The organism is Collinsella aerofaciens (assembly GCF_001404695.1).
Lineage (GTDB): Bacteria > Actinomycetota > Coriobacteriia > Coriobacteriales > Coriobacteriaceae > Collinsella > Collinsella aerofaciens_E.
In genome coordinates, this window is the sequence record NZ_CZAQ01000027.1 from 12,579 (window position 1) to 34,011 (window position 21,433).

Annotated in this window: 16 protein-coding genes; 14 read left to right on the forward strand and 2 right to left on the reverse strand. The window is 61.9% G+C overall.

The genetic code is table 11. From position 1 onward, the window contains the following. The first annotated feature begins 50 nt into the window (after positions 1-50). The 10 genes from AQ996_RS07305 to AQ996_RS07350 all read left to right on the forward strand — a co-directional run bounded on the left by AQ996_RS07305 (position 51) and on the right by AQ996_RS07350 (position 15,486). Positions 51-1,565, forward strand: a complete 1,515-nt coding sequence (locus tag AQ996_RS07305; RefSeq protein WP_055252257.1) for a tagaturonate reductase — start codon at positions 51-53, stop codon at positions 1,563-1,565. 78 nt (positions 1,566-1,643) lie between these two features. After that, complete coding sequence (locus AQ996_RS07310) at positions 1,644-3,128, forward strand: UxaA family hydrolase (protein ID WP_055252258.1); 1,485 nt, start codon at positions 1,644-1,646, stop codon at positions 3,126-3,128. A 373-nt stretch (positions 3,129-3,501) separates the two neighbouring features. Next, entirely contained in the window at positions 3,502-5,061 is a 1,560-nt protein-coding gene (locus AQ996_RS07315) for an MFS transporter (protein WP_055252259.1), read from the forward strand. A 114-nt stretch (positions 5,062-5,175) separates the two neighbouring features. Further along, positions 5,176-6,771, forward strand: a complete 1,596-nt coding sequence (locus tag AQ996_RS07320) for a glycoside hydrolase family 28 protein (protein WP_055252260.1) — start codon at positions 5,176-5,178, stop codon at positions 6,769-6,771. 131 nt (positions 6,772-6,902) lie between these two features. Then, positions 6,903-9,068 (forward strand): pectinesterase family protein, encoded by a 2,166-nt coding sequence (locus AQ996_RS09940; protein ID WP_172674631.1) that lies wholly within the window; start codon positions 6,903-6,905, stop codon positions 9,066-9,068. A 68-nt stretch (positions 9,069-9,136) separates the two neighbouring features. Further along, entirely contained in the window at positions 9,137-9,805 is a 669-nt protein-coding gene (locus AQ996_RS07330; RefSeq protein ID WP_253274623.1) for an SGNH/GDSL hydrolase family protein, read from the forward strand. Positions 9,806-9,912: 107 nt separating this feature from the next. After that, a complete protein-coding gene (locus AQ996_RS07335; RefSeq protein WP_055252262.1) occupies positions 9,913-11,148 on the forward strand; it encodes a glycoside hydrolase family 88/105 protein in 1,236 nt (411 codons plus the stop codon). A gap of 2 nt (positions 11,149-11,150) precedes the next feature. Beyond that, positions 11,151-12,068 carry a sugar phosphate isomerase/epimerase family protein gene (locus AQ996_RS07340; protein WP_055252263.1) on the forward strand — a complete coding sequence of 306 codons (918 nt, stop codon included), beginning with the start codon at positions 11,151-11,153 and terminating at the stop codon, positions 12,066-12,068. A 50-nt stretch (positions 12,069-12,118) separates the two neighbouring features. Further along, positions 12,119-13,336, forward strand: coding sequence for an FAD-dependent oxidoreductase (locus tag AQ996_RS07345; protein WP_055252264.1), 1,218 nt, complete (start codon positions 12,119-12,121; stop codon positions 13,334-13,336). A 200-nt stretch (positions 13,337-13,536) separates the two neighbouring features. Then, positions 13,537-15,486, forward strand: a complete 1,950-nt coding sequence (locus tag AQ996_RS07350; RefSeq protein ID WP_055252265.1) for an NAD(P)/FAD-dependent oxidoreductase — start codon at positions 13,537-13,539, stop codon at positions 15,484-15,486. 138 nt (positions 15,487-15,624) lie between these two features. Here AQ996_RS07350 and AQ996_RS07355 read toward each other — a convergent pair whose 3' ends face one another. Together AQ996_RS07355 and AQ996_RS07360 are read right to left on the reverse strand one after the other, a co-directional pair. Then, entirely contained in the window at positions 15,625-16,266 is a 642-nt protein-coding gene (locus AQ996_RS07355) for an RpiB/LacA/LacB family sugar-phosphate isomerase (protein WP_055252266.1), read from the reverse strand. Positions 16,267-16,473: 207 nt separating this feature from the next. Next, complete coding sequence (locus AQ996_RS07360) at positions 16,474-17,283, reverse strand: gluconate 5-dehydrogenase (protein WP_055252267.1); 810 nt, start codon at positions 17,281-17,283, stop codon at positions 16,474-16,476. Between the two features lie 468 nt (positions 17,284-17,751). Here AQ996_RS07360 and AQ996_RS07365 point away from each other — a divergent pair, with 468 nt between their 5' ends. The 4 genes from AQ996_RS07365 to istB all read left to right on the forward strand — a co-directional run bounded on the left by AQ996_RS07365 (position 17,752) and on the right by istB (position 21,332). Continuing rightward, positions 17,752-18,444 (forward strand): GntR family transcriptional regulator, encoded by a 693-nt coding sequence (locus AQ996_RS07365; RefSeq protein ID WP_055252268.1) that lies wholly within the window; start codon positions 17,752-17,754, stop codon positions 18,442-18,444. Positions 18,445-18,537: 93 nt separating this feature from the next. Next, the gene (locus tag AQ996_RS07370; RefSeq protein ID WP_055252269.1) at positions 18,538-19,194 is read left to right on the forward strand and encodes an IS3 family transposase; all 657 of its coding nucleotides are present in this window, start codon (positions 18,538-18,540) and stop codon (positions 19,192-19,194) included. A 132-nt stretch (positions 19,195-19,326) separates the two neighbouring features. Then, positions 19,327-20,559 carry an IS21 family transposase gene (istA, locus tag AQ996_RS07375; protein WP_055252270.1) on the forward strand — a complete coding sequence of 411 codons (1,233 nt, stop codon included), beginning with the start codon at positions 19,327-19,329 and terminating at the stop codon, positions 20,557-20,559. After that, on the forward strand, positions 20,559-21,332 hold the full coding sequence (istB, locus tag AQ996_RS07380; RefSeq protein ID WP_055252271.1) for an IS21-like element helper ATPase IstB: 774 nt from the start codon (positions 20,559-20,561) through the stop codon (positions 21,330-21,332). The genes istA and istB overlap by 1 nt, the downstream gene beginning before the upstream one ends. Positions 21,333-21,433 lie beyond the last annotated feature (101 nt).

Genomic DNA, 21,433 nt, shown 5'->3' on the forward strand with positions numbered 1-21,433 from the left:
GGCGCCCCCGTTGTGCCTGCACGCTAACAGCAATCTAAGGAGAGACATCGATGGAGAACATCAGCTACGAGACGCTCGAGAAGATCGGCTACAAGGGCTACCTGCTGCCCAAGGACGCGCCCGAGAAGGTTCTGCAGTTTGGCGAGGGCAATTTCCTGCGCGCATTCGTCGACCGCTTCTTTGACATGGGCAACGAGGCAACCGGCTGGAACGGCAAGGTTGTCATGGTGCAGCCCATCAGTGGCGCCTTTGGCTTTGCCGACGGCATTAACGCTCAGGATGACCTGTACACCGTGCTGGTGCGCGGCAAGGAGAGCGGCAACACGGTCGACGAGTCCCGTGTGATCAGCGCCTGCAGCCGCTGTCTCAATCCGTATCGCGAGGACGACTACCGCGCCATGATGGAGGTTGCCGTCTCCGACGACCTAGAGATTATCGTCTCCAACACCACCGAGGCCGGTATCGCCTACGATCCGTTCTGCAAGGCCGACGACATGCCGCCCGCGAGCTTCCCCGCTAAGCTTGCCCAGGTGCTCCACACCCGCTGGGCCGCCGGCAAGCCGGGCGTCATCGTGCTCGCCTGCGAACTCATCGATCACAACGGCGAGGAGCTGCTGCGCATCATGAACCAGTACGTGAGCGACTGGGGCTGGGAGGACGAGTTTGCGCAGTGGATGGCCAACGACTGCACCGTCTGTACCACGCTCGTCGACACTATCGTCCCCGGCCGCATCCGCGACCCCAAGGAGGCCGCCGCCGTGGCCGAGCGCCTGGGCTACGAGGATCCCTTCCTGGCCGTGCGCGAGCCCTTCCAGATGTGGGGTATCCAGGGCGATGAGTCGCTCAAGGAGCGTCTGCCCTTCGTGAAGGCCGGCCTGCCGGGCGTCTTTGTGACCCCCGACGTCACCCCGTACAAGAAGCGCAAGGTCCGCATCCTCAACGGCGCCCACACTGCCTTTGTTCCGGGCTCCTGGGTTGCCGGCTTTGACATCGTGCGCGATTGCATGCATGACGAGACCGTTCGCGGCTTCATGAACACTATGCTCTACGACGAGGTCATCCCGACGCTTGCCGCCGACCTGGACGTCGAGGACTGCAAGGCCTTTGCTGCCGCCGTCGAGAACCGCTTCGACAACCCGTTTATCGACCACGTGCTGCTCTCCATTTGCCTCAACTCAACCGCCAAATGGCGTGCTCGCGACCTGCCCACGCTCAAGGACTATGTTGCCGAGACCGGCAACCTGCCCAAGTGCCTGGCGACGAGCCTCGCTACGCTCATTGCCTTCTATACGCAGGAGCTCGTTGCTCGCGAGGGTGACGGCCTGCACCTGCGCCGAGCCGACGGCACCGAGTACACCGCTCAGGACGATGCCTTCGTGCTCGATTTCTACGCCGCCCACGCCGGTGTAGACGATGCCGAGCTGGTGCACGACGTGCTCAGCAACGAGCAGATGTGGGGCGAGGACCTTACGCAGATTGCCGGCCTTGAGGAGTTTGTCGTCAACGCGCTTGCCGTCGTGCGCGTCGAGGGCGCCAAGCAGGCCTTCGCCAACGCCCAGGCCTAAATCCTTCTGTGCGCCCGCCGGGTAACTGGCGGGCGCCCGCTGACTTCTGCTCAACCTGTAGGGTTAGGACTCTTTGTAATGAATACTATCCAGATCAATCCGGCCGACAACGTGATCGTTGCGCTGTCGCCGCTTGCCAAGGGCACCGCCGTCGCGGTTCCCGGGGTGGGCGAGGTCGTGGCCGCGGAGGATATTCCGCAGGGCCACAAGATGGCCGTGCGTGCCATTGCGGCGGGGGAGGACGTCGTCAAGTACGGTCTTCCTATCGGTCACGTGACGGGCGACATTCAGCCCGGTCAGTGGCTTCATACGCATAACGTCAAGACCAACCTTTCGGGCGAGGTCGAGTACGCTTACAACCCGACGCATCCGGTCGTTGAGCCGGTTGAGCCCGAGACCTTTATGGGCTTCCGCCGCGCTGACGGCCGCGCCGCCACGCGCAACGAGCTGTGGATCATCCCCACGGTCGGCTGCGTCAACGAGGTCGCGCGTGCCATGTGCGAGCAGGCCCAGGATCTGGTCGAGGGCTCGCTGGAGGGTGTTTACTACTTCCCGCATCCCTTTGGCTGCTCCCAGACCGGCGCCGACCACGCCCAGACACGCCGTCTGCTGGTGGCGCTCTCGCGTCACGCAAACGCTGCGGGTGTGCTGTTCCTGTCCCTCGGTTGCGAAAACTGCACGCACCAGCAGGTACTCGACGAGCTCGGTGACTTCGATCGCGAGCGCGTTCGCTTCCTCACCTGCCAGGATGTAGCCGACGAGCAGGTTGAGGGCCACAGGATTCTGTCTGAGTTGGCCGACCTGGCCAAGCAGGCCAAGCGTGAGCCCATTCCGGCCTCCGAGCTGGTCATTGGCCTTAAGTGCGGTGGCTCTGACGGTCTTTCGGGCATTACCGCCAACCCCACGATCGGTCGCGTGAGCGATATGGTTGTCGCCCGCGGCGGCACGTCGGTGCTCACCGAGGTTCCCGAGATGTTTGGCGCGGAGAGCATTCTGCTCGATCGCTGTGAGAGCCAGGACGTCTTTAACGCAGCGGCCGACATGCTCAACGGCTTTAAGGACTACTTTATCAGCCACGGCGAGGTCGTCTATGAGAACCCGAGCCCCGGCAACAAGGACGGCGGCATTACCACGCTCGAGGACAAGAGCTGCGGCTGCGTGCAAAAGGGCGGATCTGCCCCCATCGTCGACGTGCTGCCGTATGCCGGCCAGGCTACCAAGCATGGTCTGAACATGCTGTGCGGTCCGGGCAACGACATGGTATCCACCACGGCCCTGACGGCTGCCGGCTGCCACGTGATCCTGTTCTCGACCGGCCGTGGTACGCCGTTTGGCGCGCCGGCGCCTACGCTCAAGGTGTTCACCAATCAGCGTCTGTGTGACCACAAGGCCAACTGGATGGACTTTAACGCCGGCGTGGTGGCTACAGGCGAGCGCACGCTCGATGAGGCTGCCGGTGACCTGTATCAGATGGTGCTGGACACGGCGAGCGGCAAGCTTACGAGTGCCGAGCGTCGCGGCTGCCACGAGATCAGCATTTGGAAGGATGGCGTCTGCCTGTAGCGGTAAATGGGTTCGCATAGGGCACTATTGACCATGGCCCCGTCGGGAGTGTTCCCGGCGGGGCCATGTTTGTTCTGTCTGTTCGGGCGTGTCTTTCTGAGGGTACGGGAGCGGCGAAAACAATAAACGTTCACCTAATCGACCTCAAATTTAAACCCACTCAATACCTATGTAATCGTGATTTTTTTCAAGTCAGACGTCCGTTTAACGGCAAAAAACGACCGTTCAAGGATAATATACAAGTGAACGTTCACCTATCATAAGCAATCGCGCATAATCTAGCTAAACGTTCACCCTGAACGGCATGCAGACAGACGTCGGTATGGACTCCAATGTCTTGTTCCAAGACAATCGAGAAAAGAGAGGGAGCTCGATGACTAACAAGATCGGTAAAAAGCGCAAGATCACATTCTGGACGCGCTTGGGCTTTGGTATGGGCGGCATGCTCAACTCCGGTGCCCTGAGCTTTACGCACAGCTACATGGTGCTGTTCCTGTCCACGGAGTGCGGTCTGTCCGCAGGCGAGGCTGCGCTGATCAGCTCGTTCGCCATTTACCTCAACGCCATTCTTTGCCCGCTGATGGGCTTTGTGGCCGATAACTTCTACGCCACCAAGATCGGCCGCATCTTTGGTCGTCGCCGTTTTTGGATTTTGCTAGCTATCCCGATGATGGTCGCCGAGCCGCTCATCTTTGTGGCTACGCCGTTTGGTTTCCCGTACTACTTTGTGCTGTACCTGATCTACAACGTCGCGTATACGTTCTGCACCGCCAACCTGTCGCCGCTTACCATCGAGATGACCGACGACTTCAAGGAGCGTACGTACCTCACCGGCTACAAGCACCTCTTTGGTAACGCCGCCGGCTTCCTGATGGCAGCACTCGTCGGCTTTGGCTTTGGCACCTTCGGCGAGACCAACCCGTTCAGCTACTTCATCATCGCTACGATCAACGCTTCGGTCATGGCAATCTCGCTGCTGTGCGTGTACCTGTCCACGTGGGAGCACACCCCCGAGGAGGTCGCTCAGGAGAAGATCGAGAGCGTCGGCGAGGGTATCAAGAAGTTTTTCATCGACGTTATCTCTACCTTCCGCAACAAGTCCTTCCGCAAGGTCCTGTATGCACAGGTCTCCACGAAGCTCGCTGCTGCCTGCTGGTCTGCCTGCTTGTCCTTCTTCATCGTCTACTGTCTGCAGATTCCTAAGTCCTACGAGTCTGTGATGGAGATGCCCGGCAAGGTCGTCGCTATCGTCTGCACCGCCATCTGGGTCGCGCTCATGGCCAAGAAGGGCTTCCACAAGTCTTGGTACCTGGCCAACGTCGGTTGCGCTGCGTGCATCATCGCCTACAACTACTTCGCCTTTGGTCAGATTAACGGCACCTCCACGGTCGCCATCGCCATGATCGCCTACCCCATCATCTTCGCCATCTGGAAGTTCTTCTACGTCGGCTTCCAGTACCTGCCCGATGTTCTGCTCAACTACATCCCCGATGTCGATGAGCTCATCACCCTGCGTCGTCGCGAGGGTATCTACAGCTCCGCTCAGCAGCTCTGCCAGCAGATTGCCCAGGCTGTTGCCGTCAACGCATGGGCTATCGTCCTTGCTGCCTCCGGCTTCATTCAGACCGCCGGCAACAGCGACGCCGTGACCCAGCCTGCTACCGTGCCTCTGTACATCTGCGGCTACATGCTCATCGGCTGCGCCGGCTTCTTCCTGCTCGCGGCCGTCCTTGCCCGCGGCATCAAGATCGACAAGGAGCAGTGCGACGTCCTTTGCGACGAGATCCGCCGCGTCAAGGAGGGTGGCAAGATGGCCGACGTCAAGCCCGAGGTCAAGGCGCTTTGCGAGGAGCTCTCCGGCTTTAAGTACGAGGACTGCTTCGCCCACAACAATGTTGGCTTCCAGGACGGCAGCGTAATTCCCGCCGAGTAGGGCAGGCGCATCGTCCAAACCACAGGGCCGTGCCACCGGAGATCCACCGGCGGGTACGGCCCTTTTTTAAAAACGAGTAGTATGAACTTCTGATTACATTTGAGGGAGAGACCCATGGAGACGAACGTTATCTGGCGCAATGCCCGCGCGGCCGTTATCGAGCTCGACGATGGCGGCTACTTTACCTGTGCCGATACGTGGGAGATCTTTGTCAACGAAGAGCCCGCCGGTACCACGAATACGGTCGAGACCTATGTTGACGGCCTGGTTCCCGGCAAGCGCAACCTGATCCGCTTTGTCTGCGGCGAGCGCGAGTTGAGCGTAGGCGTCACCACGCCGGCTGAGCCCTTTACCATCAACGTTCGCGACTGCGGAGCCAAGGGCGATGCCGAGCACGATGACACCACCAACATTCAGGCTGCCATCATGGCCTGCCCCAAGGGCGGGCGCGTGCTGATCCCCGCCGGCAACTACCGCATCAAGTCCCTCTTCCTTAAGAGCAATATCAACATCGAGCTTGCCGAGGGCGCGGTGCTGCTGGCCCGTCACGACCGCGCGGCGCTTGCCTGCATTCCGGGCACGGTCACGGGCGACGAGGGCGCCGGGTATGCCGGCACCGACATGCTGCCCCTGGGCCGCTGGGAAGGCGAGAGCTTCTCGACCTACTGTTCGACCTTTACGGGCCTGAGCGTGCACGACGTGTGCATCTATGGCCGCGGCGCCATCGACGGCCAGACCGATTTTGCCGAGGACAACTGGTGGAACAAGGACTTTAAGAACATCTTCCGTCCCGAGGAGGGCCGCGAGGTTGCCCGCCCGCGCATGATTTTCCTGTCCGAGTGCGAAAACGTGAGCCTTGCCGGCTTTACCGTGCGTAACAGCCCGGCGTGGAATATCCATCCCATTCTGTGCGAGCACGTCGATGCCCTGTGCCTGTCCATCGAGGGTCCCAAGAACTCCCACAACACCGACGGTTTCGATCCCGAGAGCTGCGGTTTTGTCCGCATCCTTGGCTGTCAGTTCTCGGTGGGCGACGACTGCATCGCCATCAAGAGCGGCAAACTGTGCATTGAACCCGAGCTCCGTCCCGCCACGCACGACGTGCTGATCTCGCACTGCTACATGCACGACGGCCACGGTGCCGTGGTGCTGGGATCCGAGGCCGCCGGCGGCATCAAGGACCTCACCGTGAGCAAGTGCCTCTTTGAGCGCACCGACCGCGGCCTGCGCGTCAAGACCCGCCGTGGGCGCGGCAAGGACGCAGTCAACGAGGGCATTACCTTTGAGCACATTCGCATGGATAAGGTGCTCACGCCCTTCGTGGTCAACTCGTTCTACTTCTGCGACAAGGACGGCAAGACCGACTACGTGCAGTCTCGCGAGGCGCTGCCCGTCGACGACCGTACGCCCGGCTTTGGCGCCACGACGTTTTGCGATATCGAGGCCACCAACTGCCATGCGGCCGCGGCCTATATCACGGGCCTTCCCGAGAGCAAGGTGACGCGCCTGACGTTCCAGGATGTCCATGTGACCTTTGCCGCCGATGCCGAGCCCTTTGTGCCGGCCATGGCCTGCGGCGTGGAGCCCATGGTGCGCCAGGGCATCATCGCGCAGAACGTGAAAGTCCTCGACCTGCAGAACGTGCGCATCGAGGGTCAGGATGGCGACGAGCTGCAGCTGCAAAACGTCGACAAGGTTATCCGCGCGTAGGGTAGTGCTCCTGCACAAGTGAATACGGCATGTTGAGGCGTGCGACGGTCGGGTCTGCTCGGCTGTCGCACGCAATCTATAGGTGCCGGTATTGCATGGTGGGTGTTCTGTGACAGAAAGCGTAATGACAGATGAGTGGTAAAGAACAGCTCTTTGAGGTATCGCTCGAACGCGAAGGCGCGTATCGCAGCATTTCGGCGGCGCTCGAGGCGGCGGAGCGGTGTGTGCCCGATGCGACCGTGCCGGTGCGCGTGCTGGTGGCGCCGGGTGAGTACCGCGAACGGGTCGAAATTCGTCGTCCGCATGTGACGCTCGAGGGCGAGACGGCCGACAGCGTGCGTATCGTGGGAGGCCTGGGTGCCAAGATGCCTTCGGAAGACGGTAGCGGCCAGGATGGAAGACTCGGCACCTTCCGTACGTACACGGTGCTGGTCGATGCCGACGACGTGACGCTTGCGGGTCTAACAATCGAAAACAACGCCGGTGATGGGCGCGAGGTCGGTCAGGCGATTGCCCTGTATGTCGATGGTGACCGCCTGGTTGTCGATGCCTGCTGCATTAAGGGACACCAGGACACGCTCTTTTTGGGGCCGCTGCCGCCGCGCGAGGCCAAGCCGGGCGGCTTTATAGGCCCCAAGCAGTTTGCCCCGCGCCGGGTGGGGCGGCAGTATTTTCGACGTTGCCGGATCGAGGGCGATGTCGACTTTATCTTTGGCGGCGCGCGTGCCTACTTTGAGGGGTGTGAGATTCGCTCGCTCAACCGCGATATGGATGTCAACGGGTATGTAACGGCAGCCTCCACGCCTCAGGGCGAGCCATACGGATTTGTGTTTCATGGCTGTTCGTTTACAGCCGATGAGGGCATTGCCCCCGGATCGGTCTATCTGGGTCGTCCATGGCGCGAGTGGGCCCAGACCGTTTTGCTCGAATGCTGGCTGGGCCCCCATATTTCACTCGAGGGTTGGTGGGATTGGAATAAGCCAGCGGCACATGACGGCACCCTGTATGCCGGCGGTACCCTGTTTGGCCCGGCGGGTGATACTGCCGCTTGGGTGCCGTGGGCGCATTGCCTGACCGGTCAGGATTCCGAACGCTATACGCGTGACCGAGTGCTTGCCGGCACGGATGGTTGGGATCCCGAGGGCGGCGACGGTGATGCGGTAGAGACGGCCGGGCTATCTGCCAATGGCCGCACCGTGCACATCGAGACGTACTACGAGGACGAACCTGCGCTGCGCGCCCGACTGAAGCGCGAGGGGCGCTCGGCCGCATTTACGGGCAAGACTCCCACAGACTTTGAGGCATGGAAGGCTGCGACCAGGACTCGTCTGCACGATATTTTGGGTCTTTCGCTTATGGACCGCGCCCCGATTGAGATTCGTGAGCTCAATCGCGTGCGGGTTGCCGGCAACATCGTGCGTACTCATGCGGTGTTGCAGGTTGAGCACGATGTGTGGATGCCGTTTTACTTGTTGGAGCCGTCCTGCCCCAAGCTTGACGAGCGGGGACTCAAGCGTTGCTATATCTGCCCGCATGGTCACCAGGGGGCGGGTGCCGCAAGCATAGCCGGCGTTGCGGGCGTGCCGGCGGTCGACGATGCCGTGCGTAAGTTCAATTACGACTACGGTCTGCGTTTGGCGCGCATGGGTTACGTGACCGTCTGCCCCGATGCGCGTGGCTGGGGATACCGTCGTGACTGGAAGGGTCAGGGCGACGACGAGAACAGCTACCTGCGCGGTACGTGTCTGAATCAAGCACGTATGGCCGAGCCGCTGGGTCTTTCGGTCGCGGGCCTCAACGCCTGGGACAACATGCGCTTGATTGATTACTTGGAGACACGCGGTGACATTGCCATGGACGATCTGGGCTGCTTTGGTTTTTCGGGCGGCGGTTACATGACGTTGTACCTGTCCGCGCTCGACCCGCGCGTGCGCAAGGCGTTTGTCTCGGGCTATCTGTACGGCGTTGATGATTCGCTACTGCACCTCAACGGCAATTGCAGCTGCAATTACACGCCTGGACTCTGGCGTCTGCTCGACATGGGCGACATTGCATCGCTTGTCGCGCCACGGCCGCTCTTGGTTCAGAGCTGCGAGAAAGACCATCTCAACGGCGCCCGCGGGCTTGCGAACGTAGACGAGCAGCTCGATATCGTTCGCGACGCCTACGCGCTGCTGGGCAAGGACGAAAACCTTCTGCACGAGGTCTGCCCGGGTGGACACCACCTGGGCGTGGCGCATCTTGCCGAGGATATCGAATGGCTCGATTCGCAAGTTGCGGAATGCGCCCACGCATAGCCCCTCGGATGTTGCGAATGAACGGTATGTACCTGTATGACCGCCGGTGTGCGGGTGAGGAGAAGAATATGGAAACGAAAAACTTGAGCGAATCGACCATCTGCTGCTTTGGCGATTCGACCACCTGGGGCGATAACGGATGCGGCGGGGGAGGTAACGACATCTCCTGGACCTCGCACCTGGGTGCGCTGCTGGGCGGCGCTACGATCGAGAACTTTGGTATTAAGGGTTCGCGTATTGCCGTCAAGGCCGACCGTAGCGATTCGTTTGTCGAGCGCTTGGACGGCATCGATCACACGGCAGATATCTGCATCGTCTTTGGCGGCGTTAACGACTTTAGCCGTAACGTGCCGCTGGGAGAGCTGGGCAGCACGGACGTGCACGAGTTCTACGGTGCGCTCGACTACCTGATCCGCACCATCACGGCGCGCTCGCCTCAGGCAAAGCTGGTGCTTATGACGCCGTGCAAGACGAGCGGCAAACACGAGAAGGATATTCCGGCAAGTAACGAGGCCAACCATCTGGGCCTGACGCAAGACGCCTATGTGCGCGCGATGCTGGAGGTCTGCGATCGCTACTCGGTGCCGGTGATCGACCTGTATGCGCAAAGCGGCGTCAGCCCGTTTTTGCCGGAGCACCGCGAGCTCTACATGCCGGACGGTCTGCATTACAGCCCTGCCGGCTATGAGCGCCTGGCGCATCGCATCGCTGCGGGCCTCACCGCCGTTTGCCGTTAAAAGTTTGCCGTTCACGGGGATTATAGGGTTAACGTTCACCCTATAATCCCCGTTCGCGTTACACTAGGGGAAACGTTCACCCATCAATAACGTCAGAGGGGACAGCAATGGGTTGCAATCAGATTCTGGACCGTTATATCGAGCAGTTGATCGAGACCTCTACGCCTCAGGCGCCGGCCTGGAACATCGAAAAGCTTCGCGCCGGCAAGGAGAACACCTGGAATTACATTGACGGCTGCATGATCAAGGCGCTCATCGAGCTGTACGAGATCACCGGCGAGCAGCGTTATCTGACCTTCGCCGACGACTATATCGACTTCTTTGTCCAGGATGACGGCACCATCAAGCATTACGATCCCCAGGAGTACAACCTCGACAACGTCAACGCGGGCAAAACCCTCTACAAACTCTATGACCTGGTGGGCAAGCCCAAGTACCGTGCCGCCATGGACACGATCTATCGCCAGCTCGAGACCCAGCCGCGTACCAAAGAGGGTGTGTTTTGGCACAAGGCCGTCTATCCCAACCAGATCTGGCTCGACGGCATGTACATGGCGCAGCCGTTCTACATGCAGTACGAGCTGAGCTTCCACAACCGCCGTGCCTGCTCGGATAGCTTCCATATGTTCCAGGTCGTGCATGACCTGATGCGCAACCCCCTCAACGGTCTGTACTATCACGCCTACGACGCGAGCCGCAAGCAGTTCTGGTGCGATCCCGTCACCGGCCTTTCGGCCAACTTCTGGCTGCGCGCCGAGGGCTGGTTCGCCATGGCGCTCATCGATACCTGGGAACTCATGCCGCCCTCGATGTCGGCCGAGAAGGACGAGATCCGCAAGATGTTCCACGACCTGATTGACGCCATGCTGCCGTATCAGGACGAGAAGACCGGCATGTGGCACCAGGTCATCAACCTGCCCAATATCGCCCCCAACTATCTGGAGGAGTCGGGCAGCGCCATCTTTGCCAACGCCATCATGAAGGGCGTGCGCCTGGGCGTGCTGGGCGAGCGCTACTACCAGTACGGCCGCCGTGCGTTTGACGGCATCTGCGACACGTGCCTGTCCGAGCGCGACGGACAGCTGGCGCTCGACAACATCTGCCTGGTGGCGGGTCTTGGCAACACCGCGCACCGCGAGGGCACGTTTGGCTACTACATGAGCGAGCCCGTCGTCAAAAACGACGCAAAGGGCGTGGCGCCGCTGGTGCTCGCCTACATCGAGACCATGCACCACGACAAACTGGCCGGCAAGCGCGACCCGCTCGCCCCCTCGGGCGTGTGTTCCATCGACGACCCGTTTGGTGGCTACACGCCGGGCATCAATGCGTGCAAGGAGGCCTAGGCATGGCGCAGTCGAAAGGCGCGTTGAGCGTCGGCGTGCGCCTGCACGACCTGCCCGAGGGCACGGTCGAGGAGCGCGTTCGCATGGCGGGCAAACTGGGTTTCTCGTGCATTCAGCTGCCGAGCAAAGTGCTCTACAAGTCCTTTGGCATTAACCGTTCCGGCCTTACGCACGAACTCGCCGACCATCTGCGCGAGGAGCTCGACGCCAGCGGCGTGCAGGTGGCGGTGCTCGGCTGCTACAAAAACCTGGCCACGCCCGATCAGAATCAGCTGGTCGATACCTATGCCGAGTATGAGGCGTGCCTGAGGTTCGCGCGCTGGCTTGGGGGCTGTCCGGTGGGGACCGAGACGGGGCGCCCCAACGCGCAGAACAAGATGACCGATGACCGCTTTTCGCCCGCTGCGCTCGATACGTTTTGCAAAGGACTCGCACGCGTGTGCTCGATGGCCGAAAAGGAGGGCGGCGAGCTTCTGATCGAGCCCGGCTGGAACGAGATCGTCAATACGCCCGAGCGCTGCCGCGAGGTTCTGGAGCGCGTTTCGAGCGCCGCACTCGGCGTGATCTACGATCCGGTGTCGTTGCTGCATCCCACGATTGTCGGTGAGGCTTCCGAGCAGGTGTCGCGTATGTTGCACCTGTGCGGCAGCAAGATTCGCGTGCTGCATGCGAAGGACTACGAGATCGTAGACAACGAGGACCAGGATGGCTGGTGTGATGGCTCGGGCTCTCGTTTGGTATGCCACGGCGCTTGTGCGTGCGGAAACTTTGATTTTGAGGCCATTGCCGCCTGGGCCGCGGCCGCGCGACCGGGCATTATGACCGTTATCGAGAACAGCACGCCGTCCACGGTCGAGCGTTCGCGCGACGAGTTGCTGCGCATGGGCCGCAGCGTGATGTGCGAGCACGTGATTCTGTAACGAAGCAGGTTGGCGAAAGAGATTGTCGTAGAGGTCCAGGAGAGGAACCGATGGCTATTCATATTGTTGAGGAAGCGAACCGCTGCCTAGGTTGCAAAAGGGCGTTCTGCCAGCTTAAAGGCTGCCCTGTGCAGACGCCTATTCCGCAGGTCATTGATTTGTTCAAGCAGCGTCGTCTGGAAGAGGCAGGTGAGCTGCTGTTCCAGAACAACCCCATGAGCGCGGTCTGCTCCATGATCTGCAACCATTCGGGTCAGTGCGAGGGCGCGTGCATCCAGGGCCGCAAGGGTGCGCCGGTGCACTTCTCGAGCATCGAGAACTATATCTCGACTGCGTATTTGGATCGTAGGGAGTGGAAGCCTGCGCCGTCGTGCGGCAAGCAGGTTGCCGTGGTCGGTTCCGGTCCTGCCGGCATTACCGTGGCCATTAAGATGGCCCAGCTGGGCTGTGCCGTCACGGTGTTTGAACAGCGCCCCGAGATCGGCGGCGTGCTGGAGTACGGCATCCCCGAGTTTCGCCTGCCCCGTGCTCTCGTGCAAAAGTACCGTCACGTGATGTGCTCGCTTGGCGTGCGCGTCCGTCCCTCGACCACCATTGGCGGCGCGCTGCATATCGACGACCTGCTGCGCGACGGCTACGATGCGGTCTTTGTCGGTACCGGTACCTGGCGCGCCCGCAAGCTGGGTATTCCCGGCGAGTCGCGTGGCAACGTACTGTTTGGTATCGATTACCTGGTCGATCCCACGAGCGTGGCGATCGGTCAGAACGTGGCGGTTATCGGCGCTGGCAACGTGGCCATGGATGTTGCCCGTACGGCCCTGCGCTCGGGCGCTCGCAAGGTTACCGTGTATGCCCGATCGCGCCATATCTCGGCCATCGATGACGAGGTGGAGCTGACCGAGCTTGACGGTGCCGAGATCGTGCGCGGCAAGGCGATCTGCGCCATCGACGATAACGGTCCGGTGTTCGAGACGGCTATCTTTGACGAGGACGACAACGTGGTGGGCTACGAGGAAGAACTTGACCATGTGCCCGCCGACACGGTTGTGATTGCGGCCTCGCAAGTGCCTAAGGACAAGCTGGTGCTTACGACGGGCGGTCTGGAGACCGACCATCGCGGTCTGCTTTCGGTCGATGAACGCGGCATGACCACCGTGCCGGGCGTCTTTGCCGCCGGCGACGTGGTCAACGGCCCGCTCACCGTGGTCCATGCCGTAGCCGGCGCCAAGCTCGCCGTCGAAGGCATGACCAGCTACCTGGGCCTCTAACCCATCCCATCCATCAGTTGCGGTGGAATACGGACTGTTTTGGCTGTCAAAGGCCTCATCTACTCCGTATTCCACCGCAACTTTTTTGTGAGGGTCGGGATTGAAGGTGAGGAGTGCGAGCGAGTGCGGATACGGCGGTTCCTGATACGATAAGTACGTTAGCAACTGCCGCCGAGCGGCTCAAACGAAAGGAACCTTGTATGGAGTCCTCCGCCTACCCGATGCTCTTTAGCCCGATCAAGGTCGGTACGACCGAGGTCAAGAACCGCGTCTTTATGCCGCCGGTATCTACCAACCTGGCCGATCACGGCTATGTGACCGACGACTTGGTCGATCATTACCGTGCCCGCGCCAAGGGCGGCGTGGGCCTCATCATTACCGAGGTCGTGACGGTCGAGCCCACCTATACCTATCTGCCAGGTGACATGTGCTGCTACGACGACACGTTTATCCCCGGCTGGGAAAAGCTCGCCGCAGCCGTCCACGAGTATGGCTGCAAGATCATGCCGCAGCTCTTCCATCCCGCCTACATGGCCTTTAACATTCCGGGCACGCCGCGCCTGATCGCTCCGTCCTTTGTAGGCCCGTCCTATGCCCGCGAGGCGCCGCGCCCCATCACGGTCGATGAGATCCACGAGCTCATGCATCAGTTCGGTGACGCTGCCGTGCGCATGCAGAAGGCCGGTGTCGACGGCGTCGAGGTCCATGCGGCACACGCCCACGGCATGCTCGGCGGCTTTTTGACCCCGCTCTATAACAAGCGCACCGACGAGTACGGTGGCTCGCTCGACGCCCGCATGCGCTTCTTGCTCGAGGTCATCGCCGAGATTCGCGAGTGCTGCGGCAAGGACTTTATCATCGACGTCCGTATCTCGGGCGACGAGTACACCGATGGCGGCCTGACCCTCAACGACATGATCTATGTCTCGCGTCGCCTGGAGAAGGCCGGCGTCGACATGATTCATGTGTCGGGCGGCACCACCATCAAGCGCGGTTCCGCCATTCCCGCCGCCGGCACGCAGCAGGCTTCGCACGCCGCCTGCTCGCGCGAGATCAAAAAGCACGTCAACATTCCCGTTGCCACAGTCGGCCGCATTAACGAGGCATGGATCGCCGAGGAGCTGATCGAGGACGGCGCTGCCGACATTTGCATGATGGGCCGCGCCAATCTGTGCGATGCCGAGTTCTGCAACAAGGCTGCTGCCGGCAACGCCGACGACATCCGCCCCTGCATCGGTTGCCTGCGCTGCCTGAACGGCATCATGTTCGGCAAGCGCATCTCCTGCACCGTCAACCCCGATGTTGAGCGTGACGAGGCTGGCTACGAGCCTGCCGCCGAGGCTAAGAACGTGCTGGTTGTGGGTGCCGGTCCTGCGGGCATGGAGGCAGCCTACATTGCCGCCAAGCGTGGCCATAACGTAGTACTCGTGGATAAACAGGACGAGCCGGGCGGCGAGATGCGCATCGCAGCCGTTCCGCCGGCAAAGCAGGAGCTCACCCGCGTGATCAAGTATCAGTACCGTCGCTTGGCCGAGGCCGGCGTTACGTGCGTCTTTGGTACCGAGCTCACGGCCGAGGACATTCAGCGTGACTACGCGGGTTACGAGGTTGTCCTGGCTTATGGCGCCGAGCCCATCGCTCCGGCCTTCATGCAGGGCTTTAAGCAGGTTATGACGGCTGATGACCTGCTGGGTGGCAGGGCTTTCCCGGGTAAGAAGATCGTCATTGTGGGCGGCGGCACCGTCGGCTGCGAGACGGCCGATTACCTGGCCCCGTTGGTCAACGACCTGTCGCCTGCCAATCGCGATGTCACCGTCATCGAGATGACCAAGACGCTCGCCGCCAACGAGGGCGGCGCCGGCCGCGCGGTGCTCATCACGCGCATGCTCTCCAAGGGTGTTCACGTGCTGACCGAGGCCAAGGTGACCGAGATTACTGAGGACGCTATCAGCTACGAGAAGGACGGCGAGGTCCACACCATCGCCGATGCCGATACGCTGGTGCTTGCCATGGGCTATCGTCCCAACACCAAGTTGGCCGATGACCTTGCCGCTGCCGGCGTTGCCACCCACGTGCTGGGCGATGCCCAGAAGTGCGGCAACATCCGCGATGCCATCGGTGACGGCTATAGAATCGCCTGCGAGCTGTAGGCTCCTGGCAAATAGGGGAGCGGCCGCCTTGCGGTGACTCAAGCGATAGCCAATCTAAAAAGGCGCCGCGACACATGGATCGTCGCGGCGCCTTTTGTCTGGCGGTTTGTTGGGGGTCGGTGCGCCCCGTGGGCCTTATTACAGGCCCAAGATCTCCTTGACCTTGGCGATGATGGCCTCGTCGGTGGCGTTGGCAAAGAAGTACTCCTGGAAGTGCTCACCAGCGAGGGCGTCCTTCACCAGATCCTGATCGATCTCGCCCAGGACGTCGACGAGCGGACGCATGGTCACAGCGCGCACGCCGTCGAGGATCTTCTTGTTGCGCTGCTCGGGCTCAACGCGCTCGGCGGGGTAGCCGTTGCCCGAACCAAAGCCAAAGAGCTTCTCGAAGGTGTACTCGAGGTTGAGCTCCTGGCCCCAGCCGTTCTTGAGGGCGAAGGGCATGGCGACGGCGTTGCCATCGTTGACCTGGGCAAAGGTGTAGGCATCCAGCGGGTCGGCAACATGGCCGCACAGCACGCCGGGGAAGGAGTTGCAGGCGAGCATGGCGCCCTCGCCGGTGCCGCAGCCGGTCACGACGTAGTCGGCAGCGCCGGAGTTGAGCAGCACGGCGGCAAGGATGCCGTTCTGCACGTAGGTGAGGGGCTTGGAGTCGGCGTCGGCATACATGCCATAGTTAAAGACGGTGTGCCCCATGGGCTCGACAACCTTCTTAAGGGCAGCCTCGATCATAGGGTTCTTGGAGTTCTGAGAATTCTCGTTGATTAGAGCGATCTTCATTTGAGTTAACCTTTCAACTTAATCTTCCAGTTTTTTGTTTCTGTGCGCGGGCGGCGGCAAAGCCAACCCGCGATGAGCTATGCGGGCGGTCGGCAGTTAAGTCTGTCGCGAGTTCCGCACGCAAAGGAAAGCACTTAATGTGCTTTCCGTCTTGCGCAGGACTGTCCGAGCAGCAGACTTAACTGCCGACCGCCTTGCCCAGTTTTCTTATTGCGGCTGTTTGCCGATGTACGCGAGAATGCCGCCGTCCACGTATAGAATGTGCCCGTTGACGAAGTTCGATGCGTCGGAAGCCAGGAACACGGCGGGGCCCTTCAGGTCCTCGGGCGTGCCCCAACGGGCTGCCGGCGTCTTGGCAATGATGAACTGGTCGAACGGGTGACGGCTGCCATCGGGCTGCGTCTCGCGCAGCGGCGCGGTCTGCGGCGTGGCGATGTAGCCGGGCCCAATGCCGTTGCACTGGATATTGGCCTCGCCAAACTCGGAGCAGATGTTCTTGGTGAGCATCTTGAGTCCGCCCTTGGCGGCGGCATAGCCGGCGATGGTCTCGCGGCCGAGCTCGCTCATCATGGAGCAGATATTGATGATCTTGCCGTGGCCCTTGGCGATCATGCCCGGCAGGCAGGCCTTGGACACGATAAACGGCGCATTGAGGTCAATGTCGACGACGCGACGGAAGTCCTCGGCGCTCATGTCGAGCATCGGCGTGCGCTGGATGACGCCGGCATTGTTGACGAGGATGTCGGGCGTGGTGCCAAAATCGGCTTCGATCTTGGCGATGAGCTCGGCGACGGCGGCCTCATCGGTGACGTCGGCAACATAGCCGTGAGCATCAAAGCCCAGCTCGCGGTAGTGCTTCTCGGCTTCGGCAACCTTGTCGGCGTGACGGGCGTTAAAGGCAATCTTGGCGCCTGCCTCTCCGAGCGCCTCGGCAATGGCCATGCCGATGCCATAGGTGGCGCCGGTCACGAGCGCGACCTTGCCGTCCAGGCGGAAGCTGTCCATAAGATCAGACATAGCAATCCTTCCAAAAGAAACGTTCATCTATATAAGTCTTGCTTTTCGTACAAGCTCAGTATATGTGAAGTAGGGTAATAAACCCTCCCATTCTCCGAAAAATAGGTGAACGTTCACTTTTAAAAGGTAAACGGTGAACTCGCACTGCTGCGCGGGCGGCTCGATTGTCCTGATCGAGGAGGGCAAGCTCGAGAGACAAGTGGGCACGGGCTGCCCGTTGGCCCCGCGCGTAGTGCTACTTTTCAAACGCGGCGCGCGCAAAGTGCCGGGTGAACAACTTACTGGCGATGCCGGCGACGTTGCCTAAGATCAGCGCCGAGATAGCGGTGGTCACGTCTGGTCACGTCAAAGCCGCCTAAGTTGTGCATGGGTGCCAGCGGCCCTTATTTCACCGTAACTGAGGGTATGGGGGATGCGATAGTATTACGTGGTGATATTCGACAACCGTGGGCTTTATCCGAGGGCTTTATGGAACAGCACCAGCATTATCAGAGCCTGCAAGATCAGGCATACAACGCATTGCGCTCCAAGATCATCTATGCCGAGCTCAAACCCGGCACACGTCTTTCGGCGATTGGTCTGGAAAAGGAGACGGGAATCGGGCGCACGCCCATTCGCGAGTCCTTTGTGCGTCTACGTGAGCAGGAGCTGGTGGAAACGCGTCCCAAAAGCGGCACCTATGTCTCAAAAATCAGCATGGAGCGCGCCGAGAACGCCTGTTTCTTGCGCGAGAAACTCGAGAGAAGTGTGCTCATTAAATGCTGCTCTGTCGCCACGCCCGAGCAAAAGCATCGGCTCGAGCAGATTCTTGCCGAGTCCGAGTCGCTCGACCACAGCGAAACGCGTCGTTTTTTTGATCTGGACAACCTGTTCCATGAGACGTGTTTTGAGATTGCCGGCCGCCACATGTTGTGGGATTGGATGAAGAGCGTCAACACGCATTTTGAGCGATACAACTGGTTGCGTATGGTGTCGCAGGATCTGGATTGGGAGCCGATCCGTGGGCAGCATCGCCGGATTCTCGAGGCCATTAAGAGGGGCGATACCGACACGGCGAGCTATCTGGCCGAGACGCACTTGCACCTGATGCCCGAGGAGCAGGGCCCGGTTATCGCCTTACATCCCGATTACTTTGAGCTGCCCAAAGACTCGGCCATCTAATCCGTCCTCTTTATTAGTTGCGGTGAAATAGGGACTGTTTAGGGGGTGCGGACAGAAAGTTGGACCGCGGGGCGGTCCGGACTGGAGGTTCGCATGTACAGCAGGGAGAAGGTCGAGCTCTTCCTCCTGGCGACGGAGGACGGCATGGGGCCCACCGCCGCCGCTGAGTTCGCGGGGGTCACGGTGAGCGCGGCCAAGAAGTGGGCGACGGGGCACCTCCCGCGCAGCTACACCGGCGGGGGCTGTAGAATCGTGGCGAGGAAACCGCCACGGAAGGAGGCCAGCTTGGGCCCCGACAAGTCGATCTACGCCCCGCCCGCGACCGGCCCGCTCGCCGGGCTCAACGAGGACCAGATAGAGAACCTGCTGCTCAGGGCGGTGTTGGCCGACCTAAAAGCGGAAGGGTGGGACCCGGCTTCGATCTCGAACAGGAGCAAGTGCGAGCTCGGCGAGAGATTGAGGCGGGCGACCGCCCTGCCCCTCCGCTCGATCACAGGTTTCTTGAGGATATCGAAGAGCTCCTATGAGTACTGGAGGCCCCGCGTCGCCGCGCCGCGCGACCGCGACGCCGATATACGCGACCGCGTGGTGCGCATCTTCCGCGAGGGCTCGGGGTGCTGGGGGTACCGCACCGTCTGGGCGCGCCTGCGCCGCGAGGGCGTCCGCGCCAGCGAGAAGCGCGTGGCCCGCGTGATGCGCGAGGAGGGCCTCGAGGTCGTCTACAACAAGAGGCTGTTAGCGCTAATCTAAAACCAACCACTTTCGCAAACGTATCTCGCCGAATGCGCCAACGCGCTTTCGCCGACCCCGCTAACGTACTTTCACCAACTGCGCAAACGGAACTATGCTCCGATCGGGTATCCGACCCGGGAGGAGCGGGATATGGAGCGAAACGTAATGGGAGAGCTCAACGTCTACAGGGGGTCCGGCGCCAAGCCGAACTTCAGCGAGATCGCGAGGAGGCACGGCATGGACCGGCACACGGTCGCCAAGTACTGGAGGGAGGGCGAGGCCGCCGTCGACGGGAGGTCCGCGAGGGGCAGCGCTTTCGACCCGCTCGAGGAGGAGATCCGCGCGAAGGCCCAGCTGCCCGGGATGACCAAGATGGCCGTCTACGCGTTCCTGCGCGAGGGCCGCGGGGAGGGGCTGCCCGGGTACGGCGCCTTCACCGCGTGGTGCCGGGCGCGCGACGTGCCCTTCGGGGGCGCGGGCGGCCGCGAGCCGCACCCGCGGTTCGAGACGCCCCCGGGCAGGCAGCTGCAGTTCGACTGGAAGGAGGGCATGAGGCTCGTCGACTCGGAGGGCGAGGTCTTCGAGTTCAGCGTGTTCACCGCGACGCTCGGCTACTCCCGGAAGCACCGCTTCATACCGGTCAGGAGCCGCACGCTCGACGACCTGCTGTCCTGCCTGCTCGCCACCTTCACCCGCCTCGGCGGCGTCCCGGAGGAATGCATCACGGACAACATGTCGTGCCTGGTGACCGTCTCGGGCCGCAGGAGGACCAGGCAGGAGAGGGCGTGGCGGTTCGCGCGGGAGGCCGGCTTCGAGCTCAGGCTCTGCGCGCCGCGCTCGCCGCAGACCAAGGGCAAGGACGAGTCGGCCAACCGCTTTCTGAACCGCCTGCTCGCCTACGGCGGCGAGTTCACCGGGTGGGGCGGCCTCGCCGAGGCGGTTGCCCGGGTCGAGGCCCAGGCCAACTCGGAGCCGAACCGCACCACCGGCCTGCCGCCCGACGCGCTGTTCATGCGGGAGAAGGAGAGCCTGCGTCCCATCGGGAACCTCCGGCTCCTCGAGTCGATGGTGGGCGACGTGAGCGTCCAGACCGTCCCGCCGACCATGCTCGTCAGGGCCGCCGGCAGGGAGTGGTCCGTGCCCAGGCGCTGCATCGGCCGGCGCGTGAGCGTCATAGCGATGCCCGGCGGTCAGGTCGTGGTGAGGATGGCCGGCGAGGAGGTCGCCGTCCACGACGCCGCGTCCGGGCCGTCGAGGCCCATCAACTACGACCCCGACCACTACGAGCAGGCCCTCGAGGGGAAGCGGGGCCTGGCCGACGCGGACATCGCCGAGGCCGCGCGCGCCAACCTCGCGCTGCTCGACTCGCTCGGAGGGGCGTGATGGGTGCCGTCGCGGAGGGCAGCCCCTCGATCAGGGCGCAGGCGAACCTCTCCGCGCTCGGGCTGCACGAGATGGCGGCGTCCCTGCCCGACTACGTGAGGATGGTCGCCGCGGGCGAGCGGGGCTTCGCCTCCGCCCTCGAGGAGATGACGCGCGTCGAGGTCGCCGCCCGGGAGGTCAGGATCACCAACCAGCGCATACGGTCGTCGGGGTTCCCCTACGTCAAGGGGCTGGCGGACTTCGACTGGGACTTCCAGCCGTCGGTCCCGCGCGCCGAGATCGAGGAGCTCGCGACCCTCAGGTTCGTGGAGCGGGCCGAGAACGTCCTGTTCGTGGGAAGCCCCGGCGTGGGCAAGACGCACCTCGCCGTCGCGCTGGGCATCGAGGCGGTCAGGGCGGGGCGCGAGGTCAGGTTCGTGGACTGCGCCCGGCTCGTCGAGGACCTGGAGGACGCCTCGTCGCGCGGCATCCTCAAGAAGAGGCTCAAGTACTACGCCCACTCGAGGCTGCTGATCATCGACGAGCTCGGCTACCTCGACGTCGGCAGCGCGGGTGCGGACCTGCTGTTCCAGCTGATATCGACGCGCTACGAGCAGCGCTCGACGATCATCACCACCAACGTGGGGATCAGCGGCTGGGGCAGGGTGTTCGGGGACGACGTGGCGGCGAGCGCGATCGCGGACAGGGTGTGCCACCACTGCCACCTGGTCAAGATAACGGGCAGGTCCTACAGGCTGAAGGACCTGCCGAGGGACGGACCCGTCAAGGCGTGACCGGAATCGGTGAAAATACGTTAGCGCAAGCGGTGAAGCCGCCTTTGCGCGAACGGCGCGTTTGATTGGTGAAACTGGTGAAAATTAGATTGACGCTAACA

Excerpts from the sequence above, each read along its gene's own strand:
- AQ996_RS07370 (WP_055252269.1), top strand. The coding sequence starts at position 18,538 with ATGTACAGCAGGGAGAAGGTCGAGCTCTTCCTCCTGGCGACGGAGGAC.
- AQ996_RS07340 (WP_055252263.1), top strand. The coding sequence starts at position 11,151 with ATGGCGCAGTCGAAAGGCGCGTTGAGCGTCGGCGTGCGCCTGCACGAC.
- AQ996_RS07365 (WP_055252268.1), top strand. The coding sequence starts at position 17,752 with ATGGAACAGCACCAGCATTATCAGAGCCTGCAAGATCAGGCATACAAC.
- istB (WP_055252271.1), top strand. The coding sequence starts at position 20,559 with ATGGGTGCCGTCGCGGAGGGCAGCCCCTCGATCAGGGCGCAGGCGAAC.
- AQ996_RS07360 (WP_055252267.1), bottom strand. The coding sequence starts at position 17,283 with ATGTCTGATCTTATGGACAGCTTCCGCCTGGACGGCAAGGTCGCGCTC.
- AQ996_RS07330 (WP_253274623.1), top strand. The coding sequence starts at position 9,137 with ATGGAAACGAAAAACTTGAGCGAATCGACCATCTGCTGCTTTGGCGAT.
- istA (WP_055252270.1), top strand. The coding sequence starts at position 19,327 with ATGGAGCGAAACGTAATGGGAGAGCTCAACGTCTACAGGGGGTCCGGC.
- AQ996_RS07310 (WP_055252258.1), top strand. The coding sequence starts at position 1,644 with ATGAATACTATCCAGATCAATCCGGCCGACAACGTGATCGTTGCGCTG.
- AQ996_RS07315 (WP_055252259.1), top strand. The coding sequence starts at position 3,502 with ATGACTAACAAGATCGGTAAAAAGCGCAAGATCACATTCTGGACGCGC.
- AQ996_RS07320 (WP_055252260.1), top strand. The coding sequence starts at position 5,176 with ATGGAGACGAACGTTATCTGGCGCAATGCCCGCGCGGCCGTTATCGAG.
- AQ996_RS07335 (WP_055252262.1), top strand. The coding sequence starts at position 9,913 with ATGGGTTGCAATCAGATTCTGGACCGTTATATCGAGCAGTTGATCGAG.
- AQ996_RS07345 (WP_055252264.1), top strand. The coding sequence starts at position 12,119 with ATGGCTATTCATATTGTTGAGGAAGCGAACCGCTGCCTAGGTTGCAAA.
- AQ996_RS07355 (WP_055252266.1), bottom strand. The coding sequence starts at position 16,266 with ATGAAGATCGCTCTAATCAACGAGAATTCTCAGAACTCCAAGAACCCT.
- AQ996_RS09940 (WP_172674631.1), top strand. The coding sequence starts at position 6,903 with ATGAGTGGTAAAGAACAGCTCTTTGAGGTATCGCTCGAACGCGAAGGC.
- AQ996_RS07305 (WP_055252257.1), top strand. The coding sequence starts at position 51 with ATGGAGAACATCAGCTACGAGACGCTCGAGAAGATCGGCTACAAGGGC.
- AQ996_RS07350 (WP_055252265.1), top strand. The coding sequence starts at position 13,537 with ATGGAGTCCTCCGCCTACCCGATGCTCTTTAGCCCGATCAAGGTCGGT.